Consider the following 15,601-nt stretch of genomic DNA (forward strand, 5'->3'; position numbering starts at 1 on the left):
CCCGTGGTGTGGCCATGGTACGTATGACGGGTCACGTTATACGTATTACCCCGGCGCTGGTTCCGGGCGGAAGGGGGCGGACATGGCCGCGGGATACGCGGAGCTGCTCAGGACCCGGCACGCCGCGAGGCTGCTGGTGGGCACGCTCATAGGCCGGCTGCCGAACGGCACGGGGCCGATCGCGATCGTGCTGTTCACGCGTGCCGAGGGCGGCAGCTACAGCCTGGCGGGTGCTCTGGCGGCCGTGTACGGGCTGGCGAACGCGGTGGGTCAGCCGCTGCTGGGCCGAGCTGTGGACGTGTTCGGGCAGCCGCGGGTGCAGCTGCCGGCGGCCGTGGTCTCGGCGCTGGGCATGGTGTGGCTGGCGGTGGCGGGTACCGGGTCGGCGGGGGCCGCGTACGGGGCCGTGGTCGTGGCGGGGCTGTTCACGCCGCCGCTGGAGGGCGGGCTGCGGGCGCTGTGGCCGGGTGTGCTCGGTGGCAAGGAGGAGCGGGTGCACGCCGCGTACGCGATGGACGCGGTGGCCCAGGAGGTCATGTTCACGGTGGGGCCGCTGTTGGTGACGCTGTGCGTGGCGTTGTGGGATCCGGCGGGCGCGCTGCTGGTGATCAATGCGATCGGTGTGCTGGGGGCGCTGTCCGTCGTGGTGTCGGAGCCTTCGCGTACGTGGCGTTCGGCGCCGCGTGAGGCCCACTGGCTGGGTGCGCTGCGTTCGCGGGGGCTGCTGGCGCTGCTGGGTTCGTTCTTCTTCGTGGGTATGGCGCTGGGTTCGATCACGGTGGCGGGTGTGGCGTACGCGGACGACCACGGGAACCAGGCGGTGTACGGCTGGCTGATGGCGGCGCTGGGGCTGGGTGCGCTGTTCGGCGGGGTGGCGTACGGGGCGCGGCAGTGGTCGGGTGCGCCGGAGCGGCGGCTGCGGCTGCTGGTTGCGCTGCTGGCGGTGTGCTATCTGCCGCTGATGCTGGTTCCGGGCCCGGTGGCGATGACGGCGCTGGCGGCGCTGGCGGGTGTGTTCCTGGCGCCTGCGCTGGCGTGTGCGTTCATCGTGGTGGACCGGCATGCTCCGGCGGGGACGGTGACGGAGGCGTTCTCGTGGCTGGTGACGTTCTTCGGGGTGGGTGCGGCGATCGGTACGGCTGCGGCCGGGCCGGCGGTGGAACTGGGCGGTACGGCGACGGGGTTCGGCGTGGCGAGTGTCGCGGGTGCGGCGGCGCTGCTGGTTCTGACGGTGACTCAGCGCATCCTGGCTGCTCCGGGCCGGACCTGTACGGTGACGGGCTCGGTGTCGGCGGTGGCCGAGGGTGCGGGCGGGGCCGTGGTCGAGGGCCCGGCGGGGGGTCCGGTCGGGCGGCTTGTCGACAACTGATCGAAACGGCGTTCACGAACCCGGTTTCAGAACAGTGCAGAAGGCGTAATGTTCAGTCATGGACCGCCGCATTTTCGGGCTGGAGAACGAGTACGGCGTCACGTGCACGTTCAGGGGACAGCGCCGACTGTCTCCTGACGAAGTGGCGCGCTACCTCTTCCGCCGTGTTGTGTCATGGGGCCGCAGCAGCAATGTCTTCCTGCGGAACGGCGCCCGTCTGTACCTCGACGTGGGTTCGCATCCGGAATATGCAACTCCCGAATGCGACAACGTGACGGAACTGGTCACGCACGACAAGGCGGGCGAGCGCATTCTCGAAGGCCTGCTCGTCGATGCCGAACGCCGCCTGCACGAGGAGGGAATCGCGGGCGACGTCTATCTCTTCAAGAACAACACCGACTCGGCCGGCAACTCGTACGGCTGTCACGAGAACTATCTCGTGGCCCGGCACGGAGAATTCTCCCGCCTGGCGGACATCCTCATTCCGTTCCTTGTCACGCGGCAGCTGATCTGCGGCGCGGGCAAGGTGCTGCAGACCCCTCGGGGTGCTGTGTACTGCGTGAGCCAGCGGGCCGAGCACATCTGGGAGGGCGTCAGCTCCGCGACGACCCGGTCCCGGCCGATCATCAACACGCGGGACGAGCCGCACGCGGACGCCGAGCGGTACCGCCGCCTGCACGTGATCGTCGGGGACTCGAACATGTCCGAGACGACCATGCTGCTCAAGGTCGGGGCCACCGATCTGGTGCTGCGCATGATCGAGGCGGGCACGGTGATGCGGGACCTGACCCTGGAGAACCCCATCCGGGCGATCCGCGAGGTCAGCCACGACATCACGGGCCAGCGCAAGGTGCGCCTCGCGAGCGGTCGCGAGGCCTCGGCGCTGGAGATCCAGCGCGAGTACTACGACAAGGCCGTGGACTTCGCCGAGCGCCGGGGGATCCGTACCGGCACGGTGGACCAGGTGCTGGAGCTGTGGGGCCGCACCCTCGACGCGATCGATGCCGAGGACCTGGACCGGATCGGGACCGAGATCGACTGGGTCATGAAGTACCAGCTGATCGAGCGGTACCGGGCCAAGCACGGCATGACCATGTCGAACCCGCGGGTGGCTCAGATAGACCTCGCGTACCACGACATCCACCGCCGGCGCGGGCTGTACTACCTGCTGGAGCGCAAGGGGCAGGCGGCGCGGATCTGCAACGACCTGAAGATCTTCGAGGGCAAGTCGGTGCCTCCGCAGACCACGCGGGCGCGGCTGCGCGGCGATTTCATCCGCCGGGCGCAGGAGCAGCGGCGGGACTTCACGGTGGACTGGGTGCACCTCAAGCTCAACGACCAGGCGCAGCGGACCGTGCTGTGCAAGGACCCGTTCCGGTCGGTGGACGACCGGGTGGAGAAGCTGATCGCCGGGATGTGACATCGCGCTGATCTCAGCCGGGGCCCCGTACGGATCTCGTACGGGGCCCTCTGCACGCCTTAGAGTGGCGACGACCGCCAGCCGTCTGAGATCTGAGGAACCTGTGCGCCGACTTGCCGGCCTGCTTGTCGTACCCCTTCTGCTGCTGTCGACAGCAGCATGTGGCGACAGCGGCTCCGACTCCGCCGAGATGAAGAACGGGGCGCCCGCGATCACCAAGGGTGCCAAGTTCGGTGAGACCCCGACCCTGTCCAAGGGCAAGGGCGACCCGCCGAAGGAGCTGAAGGTGGTGACCATCAGCGAGGGCAACGGCCCGGCGCTGAAGAAGGGCGATGTCGCCCAGGTCAACTACTACGGCCAGGTGTGGGACGGCAAGGAGCCGTTCGACCAGAGCTTCGGCAAGGGCAAGCCGTTCGAGGTGACCGTCGGTGCAGGGATGGTCATCAAGGGCTGGGACCAGGGCCTCGAGGGCAAGAAGGTCGGCAGCCGCGTCGAGCTGGTGATCCCGCCGGACCTCGGCTACGGCGAGAAGGGCTCCGGCGACAAGATCAAGCCGAATGCCACGCTGGTCTTCGTCGTGGACATCGTCAAGGGCACCTCGGTCCCGGCCTCGGCCACGGGCAAGGAGGTCGCGCAGGACAACAAGGACCTGCCGAAGATCGGTACGAACACGGACGGCAAGGAAGTCTCCGTGACCGTTCCGAAGGACACCACGCCGCCGGCCAAGCTCGTCTCGAACTACGTGCTGGAGGGTGACGGCCCGGCCGTCAAGGACACCGACAGCGTCGTCGTCAAGTTCAACGGCAAGACGTGGAAGGACGACAAGACCTTCGAAAGCACGTACGCCACCGACCAGACGGTGACGTGGCCGATGGACCAGCTCTCGGTGAAGGGCCTCAAGGACGGCCTGCTCGGCAAGAAGGTCGGCAGCCGCATCCTGCTGGTCATCCCGCCGGACCAGGGGTTCGGCGACAAGGAGCAGGGCACCATCCCGGCGAACTCGACGCTGGTCTTCAGCCTCGACATCCTCGCCGTGATGTAAGACTGTCCCAGTTGACCTGATTCGTTTTTGAGGAGCAGTTCCGTGAGCAACCAGCTCGAGAAGCCCGAGATCGACTTCCCCGAGGGCCCGGTCCCGGCCGACCTCGTCATCGAGGACATCTGGGAGGGCGACGGCGCCGAGGCCACGGCCGGCAACAAGGTCTCCGTCCACTACGTGGGCGTGGCCTTCTCCACCGGTGAGGAGTTCGACGCGTCCTGGAACCGCGGCGCCCCGCTGCAGTTCATCCTGGGCATCGGCCAGGTCATCGCCGGCTGGGACAAGGGTGTCCAGGGCATGAAGGTCGGCGGCCGTCGCAAGCTGACGATCCCCGCCCACCTCGCGTACGGCGACCAGAGCCCGACCCCGGCCATCAAGCCGGGCGAGACGCTGATCTTCGTCTGCGACCTGATGGGTGTCTGATCCGGCAAGCCGTGATCGGTGAAGGGCCCCCGCCGTGAGGCGGGGGCCCTCGCTTTTGCCGGGGCCCGCCGGGGCGGTACGGTCAACGGTCACGGACGTGTGCGTCGTACGTGTCCGGCGTGCCGTGCACGTCGGGCAACTTGTAAGCGGAGAAGGGCGGAAGGGCGTCGATGGCGATTGCCAAGGCCGAGCGGCTGATGAATCTGGCGCTGTGTCTGCTGGGGACCCGTCGGCCGCTGAGCAAGCGAGAGCTGCGCGGTTCCATCGAGGCGTACATGGAGGCCGGCAACGACGAGTCCTTCAACCGCATGTTCGAGCGGGACAAGGACGATCTGCGTGAACTCGGCCTGGTCATCGAGACGGTGGAGAACCTGGAGGGCGAGACCGGCTACCTCGCCCGCCGCGACAGCAACCGGCTGCCGCCCGTCTCGCTGGACGCCGAGGAGGCCGCCGCCCTCGGGCTCGCGGCCAAGGTCTGGCAGCAGGCGCGCCTCGCCGGAGCGGCCAGCGGCGCCCTGCAGAAGCTGCGCGCGGGCGGGATGCCGGAGGCGGGGGACCCGTACGAGGGCCAGCACAGCGCCATCGAGCCGCGCATCCCGGTCCACGAGGCGGCGTTCGAACCGCTGATGCTGGCCTGCCGCGACCGCCGGCCGGTGGTCTTCGACTACCGCAAGTCCACCGCCGCGCGCCCCGAGACCCGCCAGGTCGAGCCGTGGGCGCTGGAGTGCTGGCGCGGCCACTGGTACCTGGCCGGCTACGACCGCGACCGCGGGGCGGAGCGGGTGTTCCGGCTCTCCCGGATCACCGGCAAGGTCAAGTCCCGGGCGGCCAAGTACACCGCCGAGGTCCCGGACGTGGTCACCGTACGGGAGACCGTGGCCAGCTGGGCCGGGGAGAGCGCGGACCGCTCCGCGCTGATCCGGCTGCGGGCCGGCGCCGGGTACCCGCTGCGGGCCAAGGCCACCGCCGTGCGCGAGCGCGGGGACGGCTGGGACGAGCTGGAGATCCCGTACGGGCACGGGCTGGACGCCTGGCTGGTCGAGTTCGGGCCGGACGTGGTGGTCGTGGAGCCCGCCGACCTGCGGGCGGACGTCGTGGACCGGCTGCGCGCCGTGGCCAAGGGCTGAGACCGACCCGGCACACCCGGACCGGGCACACCGGACCGGGCGGGCCGGATCCGACAGGCCGGAGCCGTCGCGGCCGCCGCACGATCCGCACCCATCGCACAGACCGCACCACCGCACCGTTCGCAAGACGTGCCCTGAGGGGGAGACGTACCAGCATGGCTGCCAACGCCATCGACCAGACCCGCCGGATGCTGTCCCTGGTGACGTACCTGCGCGAGCGCCCCGGGGCGCACGTCGCCGACGTCGCCCGCGCCTTCGGGATCACCGAGGACGAGCTGATCTCGGACCTCGACGTGCTGCCCATGTGCGGGACCAGCTTCCGCGGCGGGGACCTGCTCGACATCGACACCGACGGGGAGCGCATCTGGTGGCGCAACCCCGACGCGTCGGGGGAGTCCACCGCCGAGCCGCTGCGCCTCGCCGCCGACGAGGCGACCGCGCTGCTGGTCGCCGCCCGCGCCGTGGCCACGCTGCCGGGGCTGCGCGAGAGCGACAGGGACGCGCTGCTGCGGGCCACCGCGAAGCTGGAGGCGGCCGCGGGCGAGGCGGCCGGGGCCAGCTCCCGGCTGTCGGTGACCTTCGAGGCGGAGGGCGGGGTCTTCGCGGACGTCGACCGGGCCATCGCGGAGCGCCGCCGGCTGTGGCTGCGCTACTACTCGCCGGCCCGGGACGAGCTGACCGAGCGCAAGGTCGACCCGATCCGGCTCTTCGCGGTGGGCCACACGTACATGGAGGGCTGGTGTCACCTCTCGGAGGCCCGGCGCACCTTCCGCCTCGACCGGGTCGCCGAGATCCGGCTGCTGGACGAGCGGGCCGAGCCGCCCGCCATCGAGCCGCGCGACCTGTCCGAAGGGCTCGTCCAGCCGGCCGCCGAGGACCCGGAGGTCGTGGTCGAGGTCGGGCCGGGCGGCCGCTGGGTCGCCGAGTACTACCCGCACGACAGCGCCGAGGAGCTGTCCGAGGGCGGCCTGCGGATCACGCTGCGCAGCCCGGACCCGGCCTCGCTGCGCCGCCTCGCGCTGCGGCTGGGCCGCGAGGGCCGGATCGTGGCGCCCGTGGAGCTGGCGGACAGCGCGCGGCAGGCGGCCCGTCAGGCCCTCGCCGGGTACGGGGAACAGGGCTGACCGAGGGAAAGCGGCGGGGCCGCGCGGGTGCGGGGCCGTGCCGTGGGAAGCCGTGCCGCACGCAACCCGTACCGCACGGAGGCTGTGCCGTACGGAAGCCGTGCCGTACGGAACGAGTGGGCTGAGGGGAGCGCCGAGCGATGTCGCCAATGTCTGGGCCACGGGGTGTGCAAGCTGCCGCAGGATCGCCGGGGCGGTCGGCCACGGTCGGACCGGTCTCCTTCAAGGCGGCCTGTTCCGACTGCCGCGCCCGCTTCGAGCTGGACGCGGGGTCCCTGCGGCTGGTGATCGGCGGCAGCCGGCGGACCACGTTCTACTCGTTCACCTGTCCCGAGTGCGGGGCCTCCGTGAGAAAACCGGCCGGCGAGCGCATCGTGGAACTGCTGACCGGTGGCGGCGTGAGCACCCTGCGCAGCATCTGAGGCGGCCGGTGGCCTAGGCTCGACCCCATGCTGTGGCCGATGCTCGCAATCGCCCTGGGTTTCCTCGGGCTCGCCGTCCTCGCCGTCCTCGCCGTGCGGGTCCACGTGGAGGTGCGGCGGCTGTCCGGCCAGGTCGCGCGGGCCAGCCGCCGGATCGCGGACGCCTCGGCGGACCTGGAGCGCGCGGCCGCGGATCTGGCGCGCGCGGGCGGCGCAGCCGGGGTCTGACCCGCAGGTCTGCGGCCCGCACGCGTATGGAAAGTGCGGCACGGGACCCGTACCGTCGGTCGGACACGCACGCAAGGCGCGATACCCCGGGGGATTGCCGGGCGTTAACCCCCGGGGGTTACGATCCTTTCTTGAGCGGTCACGGACCACGGTCCGCGGCCGCCGACACCACAACCAGCCGTTTCGGTGAGAAGGAAGACACACATGATCGGCAATATGAAGCCCCTCGAGATCCTTCTGATCATCGCTGTCATCGTGCTGCTGTTCGGTGCGAAGAAGCTCCCCGAGATGGCCCGCTCCCTCGGCAAGTCGGCCCGCATCCTCAAGAGCGAGGCCAAGGCCATGAAGAACGACGGTGCGGCCGACGACGCCGGCACCGCCGCGACGGTCGCCGACCAGACCCCGCAGCAGGCGACCGCCCCGCGCACCATCAAGGCCGCTCCCGGCGACGTGACCGGCTCGCGCCCCGTCAACGAGCCGAACCACACCACCCAGGGCTGATCGCCCGGCCGCCGGGCTGCCGGTCCGCGGTCGCGATCACGCCGGTCATCTGCAACGAGACAAGGGACGTGGGTTGCTCAAGTCTGCCCGCAAGCAGGAGAAGCAAAGCAAGCAGGAGAAGGACGCCGAAGGGCGGATGCCTCTTGTCGAGCACCTGCGTGAGCTGAGAAACCGCCTGCTGAAGTCGGTCCTGGCGATCCTCGTGATCACCGTCGTGGCGGCTTTCTACTACAAGAACCTCATCGACTTCATGCTGAAGCCGATGCTGGACTCCGTCGGCTGCACCGACGGCGTGGTTTCGCAGCGCAACGGCCGGCCCTGCGCCGACATGACCGTGAACGGCCTCATCGCCCCGTTCTCGATCGCCCTCAAGGTCTCGCTCACCGCCGGCGTGGTGCTCTCGGCGCCGGTGTGGCTCTACCAGCTCTGGGCCTTCGTCGCCCCCGGCCTGCACAAGCACGAGAAGCGCTACGCGACGGCCTTCGTCGCCGTAGGCGCTCCGCTGTTCGGCGCCGGTGCGGTACTCGCGTACAAGCTTCTGCCGAAGACCGCGCAGATCCTCCTCGAATTCACCCCCGACAACGCGCGCAACCTGCTCCCGGTCGACGACTACCTCGACCTGGTCACGCGCATGGTCGTCGTCTTCGGCCTCGCCTTCGAGCTGCCGCTGCTGCTGATCCTGCTGAACTTCACCGGGGTCCTCACCGCGAAGCGGCTGGCGAGCTGGTGGCGGGCCATGGTGCTGGGCATCACGATCTTCGCTGCGTTCGCCACGCCCACCGGCGACCCGCTGACCATGCTGTCGCTGGCCGCGCCGATCATCGCCCTCTACTTCGTCGCACTCGGGATCTGCCTGGTCAACGACCGCAGGCGGCGCCGCGGGAACCCCGACGCGCTGCTCGACGACGACGAGGCGGCGGAGCTCGACCTCACGCCCGCGCCGATCGGTGAGCTGGAGTCCGTCCAGGCCCCGACCGCCCTGCCCGAGCAGGCCGACGGCGGCCGCAGGCAGATCAACGGTTACGACGACGCGACCTGACAGGTACATTCCGGTGCGTGAGCGCTGAGATCACCCTCCTCGTCAATCCCACCGCGGGACGCGGCCGGGGCGCGCACGCCGCGCAGCCGGCCGCTTCCGCGCTCCGGGCCGCCGGATTCTCCGTACGGACGGTCCTCGGCGCCGATGCCCAGGACGCCCTGGCCCGGCTGCGCACCGCCGTGCGCGAGGGCACCGGGGCGGTGATCGCCGTCGGCGGCGACGGCGTGGTGTCGCTGGCCCTGCAGGCCCTGGCCGGGACGCTGGTGCCGCTCGGGGTGGTCGCGGTGGGCACGGGGAACGACTTCGCCCGGGCCATGGGGCTGCCCGTGGGGGAGCCCGCGCAGGCGGGGCGGCTGGCCGCCGAGGCCCTCAAGGAGGGCCGGATCCGCGAGATCGACCTCGGGCGGGTGTACCGGGCGGGCGCCGGGGCCGGCGGCGGGACCTGGTACGGGACCGTGCTGTGCTCCGGCTTCGACTCGCGGGTCAACGACCGCGGCAACCGGATGCGGCTGCCGGCGGGCCGGTTCAAGTACGACCTGGCGATGCTCGCCGAGCTGGCCGCGTTCCGGCCGTTCCCGTACCGGATCACCCTCGACGACGGTCCGGTGATCGAGACCGAGGCCACGCTGGTGGCCGTCGGCAACGGATCCTCGTACGGCGGCGGCATGCGCATCTGCGCGGACGCCGTCCCGGACGACGGGCTCTTCGACATCGTGGTCGTGGGCGACTGCAGCCGGGCCACTCTGCTGAAGGTGTTCCCGCAGGTCTACAAGGGGACGCACCTGAGCCACCCGAAGGTCACCGTCCACCGGGCCGCGAAGATCACGCTGGAGGCCGCCGGGATCACCGCGTACGCGGACGGCGAACCGCTGGGACCGCTGCCGGTGAGCGCCGATTGCGTCCCGGGGGCCCTGCGGCTGCTGTCGTAGCGAAGGCTGCGCGGTCCATATAAATGATCGCGACTGTTGTCAGGGGCGGCGGGTAGGCTCGAGAACAAGATGACCGAAGAACTCTCACCCGCCGAGCGGTACGCCGCTGCCCGGATCCGCGCCGCCGAAGAGGCCTCCTCCCTGGCCCCCTTCCGCGAGATGTACGAATTCGACCTGGATCCGTACCAGGTCGACGCCTGCAAGGCACTGGAGGCCGGCAAGGGCGTGCTGGTCGCCGCCCCCACCGGCTCCGGCAAGACCATCGTCGGCGAGTTCGCCGTGCACCTTGCCCTGCAGCAGGGCCGCAAGTGCTTCTACACGACGCCGATCAAGGCCCTGTCGAACCAGAAGTACGCCGACCTCGTCAAGCGCTACGGCGCCGACAAGGTGGGCCTGCTGACCGGCGACAACAGCGTCAACTCCGAGGCGCCCGTGGTCGTGATGACCACCGAGGTGCTCCGCAACATGCTCTACGCGGGCTCGCAGTCGCTGCTCGGCCTCGGGTACGTCGTGATGGACGAGGTGCACTACCTTTCCGACCGGTTCCGCGGAGCCGTCTGGGAGGAAGTGATCATCCACCTCCCCGAGTCGGTGACGCTGGTGTCCCTGTCGGCCACCGTGTCCAACGCCGAGGAGTTCGGCGACTGGCTCGACACCGTGCGCGGCGACACCGAGGTGATCGTCTCCGAGGAGCGGCCCGTCCCGCTGTGGCAGCACGTCATGGCCGGCCGCCGGATCTACGACCTCTTCGAGGAGGAGTCCGACCACGGAGGCCGCGGCTCCGCGCGCCGCGAGGTCAACCCCGACCTGCTGCGCATGGCGCGCGAGGAGAACACCCGCACGTACAGCCCGAAGGACCGGCGGCGCGGCAAGATGGTCCGCGAGGCGGACCGCGAGCGCGAGCGGCGCTCCCGCGGCCGGATCTGGACCCCCGCCCGCCCCGAGGTCATCGCCCGCCTCGACGGCGACGGGCTGCTGCCCGCGATCAACTTCATCTTCAGCCGGGCCGGCTGTGAGGCCGCCGTCCAGCAGTGCCTGTTCGCGGGCCTGCGGCTCAACGACGACTCCGCCCGGCTGAAGGTGCGCGAGATCGTCGAGGCGCGGACCGCCTCCATCCCCGCCGAGGACCTGCACGTCCTGGGGTACTACGAGTGGCTGGAGGGCCTGGAGCGGGGCATCGCCGCGCACCACGCCGGCATGCTGCCCACCTTCAAGGAGGTGGTGGAGGAGCTGTTCGTCCGGGGCCTGGTCAAGGCCGTCTTCGCCACCGAGACCCTGGCGCTGGGCATCAACATGCCCGCGCGCACGGTGATCCTGGAGAAGCTGGTCAAGTGGAACGGCGAGCAGCACGCCGACATCACCCCCGGCGAGTACACGCAGCTCACCGGCCGGGCCGGGCGCCGCGGCATCGACGTCGAGGGCCACGCCGTGGTGCTGTGGCAGCGGGGGATGGACCCGGCGGCGCTCGCCGGGCTCGCCGGTACCCGTACGTATCCGCTGCGCTCCAGCTTCAGGCCCTCGTACAACATGGCCGTGAACCTGGTCCAGCAGTTCGGGCGGCACCGCTCGCGCGAGCTGCTGGAGACCTCCTTCGCGCAGTTCCAGGCCGACCGCTCGGTCGTCGGGATCTCCCGGCAGGTGCAGCGCAACGAGGAGGGCCTGGACGGCTACCGGGAGGGCATGACCTGCCACCTCGGGAACTTCGAGGAGTACGCGCAGCTGCGCCGCGACCTCAAGGACCGTGAGACGGACCTGGCCAAGCAGGGCGCGGCCCAGCGCCGGGTGCAGGCGGCGAGTTCGCTGGAGAAGCTCAAGCCGGGCGACATCATCCACGTGCCGACCGGCAAGTTCGCCGGGCTCGCCCTGGTCCTGGACCCGGGCGTGCCGGCCGGGCGGGTCAACGGGCACCGCGGGTACGAGTACGCCGAGGGCCCGCGCCCGCTCGTGCTCACCGCGGAGCGGCAGGTCAAGCGGCTCGCCGCGATCGACTTCCCGGTCCCGGTCGAGGCCGTCGAGCGGATGCGGATCCCCAAGACCTTCAACGCGCGCTCGCCGCAGTCCCGTCGGGACCTGGCGTCCCAGCTGCGGGCCAAGGCCGGGCACATCACGCCGGAGCGCCGGGGCCGCGGCCGGGCCGCCGCAGCCGACGACCGCGAGATCACCCGGCTGCGCGCCGAGCTGCGGGCGCACCCCTGCCACGGCTGCGACGAGCGCGAGGACCACGCCCGCTGGGCGGAGCGCTACCACCGGCTCAAGCGGGACACCCAGCAGCTGGAACGCCGTATCGAGGGCCGGACGAACACGATCGCCCGCACCTTCGACCGGATCCACGCGCTGCTCACCGAGCTGGACTACCTGCGCGAGGACGAGGTCACCGTGCACGGCAAGCGGCTCGCCCGGCTGTACGGGGAGCTCGACCTGCTGGCGTCGGAGTGCCTGCGCGCCGGGGTCTGGGAAGGCCTGACCCCGGCCGAACTGGCCGCCTGTGTCTCGGCGTTGGTGTTCGAGGCGCGGCAGTCCGACGACGCGGTGGCGCCGAAGGTGCCGGGCGGCGCAGCGAAGGCGGCGCTGGGTGAGATGGTCCGGATCTGGGGCCGGCTCGACGCGCTGGAGGAGGAGCACCGCATCAACCAGGCGGAGGGCGTGGGCCAGCGCGAGCCGGATCTGGGCTTCGCGTGGGCGGCGTACCAGTGGGCCTCCGACAAGAGCCTGGACGAGGTGCTGCGCGAGGCGGAGATGCCGGCCGGCGACTTCGTGCGCTGGTGCAAGCAGGTCATCGACGTGCTGGGCCAGATCGCGGCCGCGGCTCCGGCGTCCTCTGCCCCGCCCTCCTCGCAGGGCGGCAGCACGGTCGCACGCAATGCCCGCAAGGCCGTGGACGCACTGCTTCGGGGTGTAGTGGCTTACAGCTCGGTCGGCTAGGCGCTTTTGGGGCTTCCTCCGAAGGGGGCATGGCCGGATCTCATCTCTTGCCATGATCACGTCGGGGGTGTCCCGTGCGACGATCGCCCCATGACCGGGGGAGCGGCCGAAAGGCCGAGACGGGTCGGCCGGCCGCGTGCCGATCGGCTGCGGCCGGCGAGCGGCCGGCCGCCGCGCGAGGAACTCCTCTGCGCGGCGGCCGAGCTGTTCACCGTCCGGGGGTACGCGGCCACCACCACGCGGACGGTGGCCGAACGAGCCGGAATGCGTCAGGCCACCCGGCCGGTGGCGGCCTTCGCGGAGGCCACCGCCGACGCGGCGCTGCGGGTCGCGGGGGTTTCGGGGGTTGCGGGAGCCGCCGGGGGCGTGACGACCTAGGTTCCGGTTTCCCAGCCCGCGAAGTCTTCCCAGGCCTGGAGGGACAGGCCGCTCTCGAAGCGGCGCGGGGTGCCGGTCACCGGGTCGGTGAACGACACCGAGCGGGCCAGGAGTTGCAGGGGCCTGCGGTAGTCGTCCGGGGCCGGGTCGGTGACCTGCGGGTACACCGGGTCGCCGAGGATCGGCAGGCCCAGGCCGTTCATGTGCACCCGCAGCTGGTGGGTGCGGCCGGTGTGCGGGATCAGCCGGTAGCGGCCCAGTTCCCCCTTGGCGCCGAGGAGTTCGACCAGGCTCTCGGCGTTCGGTTCGGCGCCCGGGATCTCGGCTGCGGCCATGACCCCGCGGATCTTCTCGATGTGGCTGCGGACCGTGCGGGGGAGGGCGACGGCCGGGTCGTGGCGGGCGAGGGCCTCGTACTCCTTGTGGACCTGACGCTCCTGGAACAGCAGCTGGTACGCGCCGCGGTCCTCGGGGCGGATGCTGAACATCACCAGTCCCGCGGTCATCCGGTCCAGCCGGTGCGCCGGGCTGAGCTCGGGCAGGTCGAGCTCGGCGCGGAGCCGGGCCAGTGCGGTCTGCGTGATGTGGCTGCCGCGCGGGGTGGTCGCCAGGAAGTGCGGCTTGTCCACCACCAGCAGGTGCGCGTCCCGGTGGACGACCCGGATCGGGAACGGCACGAGCGGCTCCGGCTCCAGGTCCCGGTGGAACCAGACGTAGGCGCCCGCCTCGTACGGGTCCTGCGGACGCAGGACCCGCCCGCCGGGGCCGAACACCCGCCCGGTGCGCAGCAGGTGAGCGATGGACTCGGCGCCGCGGGTGCCGGCGTAGCGCGCGGCGAGGTAACCGCCGAGGTCGGGCCACTGCCCGTCGGGGTCGGCGGGCAGCCGCAGCCGGACCGGGTCGATGCCGGCGATCTGGGGGAGGGGCGAGGGGGGTGCCTGGGCTCTGCGTCTCATCGGGTAACAGGCTAGGTGGCTACTGCCTGGTGAAGGTGCCCAGGTGGGTGGCGTCCAGGTACTCGATGCGGACCGTGCCGTCCTTGAAGATCACCCCGGTGCGGCCGACCGCGTTCTCGCCGGCGGTCATGTAGCTGAAGGTGTCGCCGTCGTAGTGGGTGAGCGGGAAGCGCATCGGCTTGGGCCCCAGCGACAGGGTGAGGCCGCCTCCCTCGTTCGCCGTCACGGTCAGCTTCCCGTAGTACGGGCTGACGTAGGTGCCGGTGTACGCGCTGTCGGCGCGGGCCGGCTTCGCGCCCGCGGGCGGGTGCGCGTAGTCGGTGGCGGAGGGGCCGGGGCCGAGTTGCTGGGCGTACAGCTCGGCGAAGAGGGGCAGCCAGTCGGTGGTCGGCGCGCCGTGCTCGGCGGTGTCGAAAAAGTCCATCGCGATGGCGTCGGCCATGCCGACCGGGGCGCCGTTGGTGAGGACGACGATGCCGAGCTTCTCCAGCGGGAGCAGCGTGACGTTGGTGTTGGCGCCGAGTTCGAAGCCGCCGGAGTGGCTCAGGCGCAGCCGGCCCGCATCGTCGTACGAGACGTTCCAGCCGAGCCCGTAAAAGCCGGTGTGGTCCAGGGGCGGGGTCGGCGCCTGCGACACGATGTGCGGCAGGCGCGTGGCCGCCAGGGTATCGGCGGGAATGATCCGCCTCCCGTCGAGGGTGCCGCCGGCGAGCTGGAGGCGCAGCCAGCGGGCCATGTCGGTGGCGGTGGAGCTCACGCCGCCGGCCGGTGCCTGGGCGTCGGGGTCGCGCACGAAGCGGGGCGACCAGGTCCCGTCCGGGTTCTTGACGTGGGTGGCCGCGTGGTCGGGGGCGTTGATGAAGGCCGAGAACTCGGTGCTGGTGTGCGTCATCCCGGCGGGCTTGAACAGGGTGTCCTGGCTGAGCTTCTCCCAGGTCGTGCCCTTCTGCCGGGCGACGGCCTCGGCGGCGGCGGTGAGGCCGAAGTTGGTGTAGTTGTAGCTCGCGCGGAAGGGGGTGAGAGGCTCCAGGCGGAGGTGGTCGAGGATGTACGCCTGGTCGTAGCCGAGGTCTTCGAGGAGGTCCCCGGCGTGGTCGGGGAGGCCGCTGCGGTGCGAGAAGAGGTCGGCGGTGGTGACGTGGCCGGTGACCCAGGGGTCCTTCAGCGCGAAGCCGGGGAGTTCGGTGCGGCCGTTCCAGTCGGCGGGGTCCTTGAGGGCGCCGGCCACCACCGTGGAGGAAATCGGTTTGGAGACGGACGCGACCTGGAAGACGGTGTCGGGGCCGATGGCGCCGGGGGCGTCGGTGCGGCGGACGCCGAAGCCCTTGAGGTAGACGACCTTGTCGTCGTGGACGACGGCGACGGCGGCCCCGGGGACCCCGGTGCTGTGCATGACACCGGTGACGAACCCGGGCAGGCGCGCGAGCGCCTTGTCCACTTCCGCGTCGGTGATCTGCGGCTTGGGCGCGGGCGGCGGGCTGGGCGCGGCGTGCGCGCCGGCTACCGCCGTTGCCGTGAGGACGGTGGCGGCTCCGGCTGCGCCGAACATGCGGAGCGTACGCATGCCCACATTGTCACGCCGAAAGGGTGACCCCGCTGCTCGGAGCGGCGGGAGAGCCGCCCGGCGGGTCGGGAACCGCGGGGGGACGGGCCCCGGCCGTGTCGGCGGGGCCGGGTACCCGCGGGGTGTGCCCCGGAGACGGGGCGGGGGCGGTGCCCGGGCC

Annotated in this window: 14 protein-coding genes and 1 pseudogene; 13 read left to right on the plus strand and 2 right to left on the minus strand. The window is 71.4% G+C overall.

Features of this window, described 5'->3' with window-relative positions; translation table 11 throughout:
* The first annotated feature begins 82 nt into the window (after positions 1-82).
* The 13 genes and pseudogenes from OHT74_RS30065 to OHT74_RS30125 form a co-directional block, all read left to right on the plus strand.
* A complete protein-coding gene (locus OHT74_RS30065; protein WP_266668627.1) occupies positions 83-1,369 on the plus strand; it encodes an MFS transporter in 1,287 nt (428 codons plus the stop codon).
* A gap of 58 nt (positions 1,370-1,427) precedes the next feature.
* Positions 1,428-2,789, plus strand: coding sequence for a Pup--protein ligase (gene pafA / locus OHT74_RS30070; protein ID WP_030157196.1), 1,362 nt, complete (start codon positions 1,428-1,430; stop codon positions 2,787-2,789).
* Positions 2,790-2,892: 103 nt separating this feature from the next.
* On the plus strand, positions 2,893-3,831 hold the full coding sequence (locus OHT74_RS30075; RefSeq protein ID WP_266668629.1) for an FKBP-type peptidyl-prolyl cis-trans isomerase: 939 nt from the start codon (positions 2,893-2,895) through the stop codon (positions 3,829-3,831).
* Positions 3,832-3,873: 42 nt separating this feature from the next.
* Complete coding sequence (locus OHT74_RS30080) at positions 3,874-4,251, plus strand: FKBP-type peptidyl-prolyl cis-trans isomerase (protein WP_030294343.1); 378 nt, start codon at positions 3,874-3,876, stop codon at positions 4,249-4,251.
* Positions 4,252-4,421: 170 nt separating this feature from the next.
* The gene (locus tag OHT74_RS30085) at positions 4,422-5,378 is read left to right on the plus strand and encodes a helix-turn-helix transcriptional regulator (RefSeq protein WP_266668631.1); all 957 of its coding nucleotides are present in this window, start codon (positions 4,422-4,424) and stop codon (positions 5,376-5,378) included.
* A gap of 155 nt (positions 5,379-5,533) precedes the next feature.
* Positions 5,534-6,502, plus strand: coding sequence for a helix-turn-helix transcriptional regulator (locus OHT74_RS30090; protein ID WP_328621912.1), 969 nt, complete (start codon positions 5,534-5,536; stop codon positions 6,500-6,502).
* Positions 6,503-6,651: 149 nt separating this feature from the next.
* Entirely contained in the window at positions 6,652-6,924 is a 273-nt protein-coding gene (locus OHT74_RS30095) for a hypothetical protein (RefSeq protein WP_323139669.1), read from the plus strand.
* 27 nt (positions 6,925-6,951) lie between these two features.
* Complete coding sequence (locus OHT74_RS30100; RefSeq protein ID WP_266668640.1) at positions 6,952-7,152, plus strand: hypothetical protein; 201 nt, start codon at positions 6,952-6,954, stop codon at positions 7,150-7,152.
* 204 nt (positions 7,153-7,356) lie between these two features.
* Positions 7,357-7,653, plus strand: a complete 297-nt coding sequence (gene tatA / locus OHT74_RS30105; protein ID WP_266668642.1) for a Sec-independent protein translocase subunit TatA — start codon at positions 7,357-7,359, stop codon at positions 7,651-7,653.
* A gap of 73 nt (positions 7,654-7,726) precedes the next feature.
* Positions 7,727-8,692 carry a twin-arginine translocase subunit TatC gene (tatC, locus tag OHT74_RS30110; RefSeq protein WP_266668644.1) on the plus strand — a complete coding sequence of 322 codons (966 nt, stop codon included), beginning with the start codon at positions 7,727-7,729 and terminating at the stop codon, positions 8,690-8,692.
* 17 nt (positions 8,693-8,709) lie between these two features.
* Positions 8,710-9,621 carry a diacylglycerol kinase gene (locus OHT74_RS30115; protein WP_266668646.1) on the plus strand — a complete coding sequence of 304 codons (912 nt, stop codon included), beginning with the start codon at positions 8,710-8,712 and terminating at the stop codon, positions 9,619-9,621.
* A gap of 69 nt (positions 9,622-9,690) precedes the next feature.
* Positions 9,691-12,543 (plus strand): DEAD/DEAH box helicase, encoded by a 2,853-nt coding sequence (locus tag OHT74_RS30120; protein ID WP_266668648.1) that lies wholly within the window; start codon positions 9,691-9,693, stop codon positions 12,541-12,543.
* A 90-nt stretch (positions 12,544-12,633) separates the two neighbouring features.
* Positions 12,634-12,822: pseudogene (locus tag OHT74_RS30125) on the plus strand (helix-turn-helix domain-containing protein); the annotation flags it as partial.
* Between the two features lie 95 nt (positions 12,823-12,917).
* Here OHT74_RS30125 and OHT74_RS30130 read toward each other — a convergent pair.
* The gene (locus OHT74_RS30130) at positions 12,918-13,877 is read right to left on the minus strand and encodes an RluA family pseudouridine synthase (protein WP_328621913.1); all 960 of its coding nucleotides are present in this window, start codon (positions 13,875-13,877) and stop codon (positions 12,918-12,920) included.
* A gap of 19 nt (positions 13,878-13,896) precedes the next feature.
* On the minus strand, positions 13,897-15,441 hold the full coding sequence (locus tag OHT74_RS30135) for a serine hydrolase (RefSeq protein WP_328621914.1): 1,545 nt from the start codon (positions 15,439-15,441) through the stop codon (positions 13,897-13,899).
* Positions 15,442-15,601: the final 160 nt, after the last annotated feature.

The organism is Streptomyces sp. NBC_00354 (genome assembly GCF_036106915.1).
Lineage (GTDB): Bacteria > Actinomycetota > Actinomycetes > Streptomycetales > Streptomycetaceae > Streptomyces.

Coding starts and splice junctions, on each gene's coding strand:
- OHT74_RS30065 (WP_266668627.1), top strand. CDS start 83: ATGGCCGCGGGATACGCGGAGCTGCTCAGGACCCGGCACGCCGCGAGG.
- pafA (WP_030157196.1), top strand. CDS start 1,428: ATGGACCGCCGCATTTTCGGGCTGGAGAACGAGTACGGCGTCACGTGC.
- OHT74_RS30085 (WP_266668631.1), top strand. CDS start 4,422: ATGGCGATTGCCAAGGCCGAGCGGCTGATGAATCTGGCGCTGTGTCTG.
- OHT74_RS30090 (WP_328621912.1), top strand. CDS start 5,534: ATGGCTGCCAACGCCATCGACCAGACCCGCCGGATGCTGTCCCTGGTG.
- OHT74_RS30095 (WP_323139669.1), top strand. CDS start 6,652: ATGTCTGGGCCACGGGGTGTGCAAGCTGCCGCAGGATCGCCGGGGCGG.
- OHT74_RS30100 (WP_266668640.1), top strand. CDS start 6,952: ATGCTGTGGCCGATGCTCGCAATCGCCCTGGGTTTCCTCGGGCTCGCC.
- tatA (WP_266668642.1), top strand. CDS start 7,357: ATGATCGGCAATATGAAGCCCCTCGAGATCCTTCTGATCATCGCTGTC.
- OHT74_RS30120 (WP_266668648.1), top strand. CDS start 9,691: ATGACCGAAGAACTCTCACCCGCCGAGCGGTACGCCGCTGCCCGGATC.
- OHT74_RS30130 (WP_328621913.1), bottom strand. CDS start 13,877: ATGAGACGCAGAGCCCAGGCACCCCCCTCGCCCCTCCCCCAGATCGCC.
- OHT74_RS30135 (WP_328621914.1), bottom strand. CDS start 15,441: ATGCGTACGCTCCGCATGTTCGGCGCAGCCGGAGCCGCCACCGTCCTC.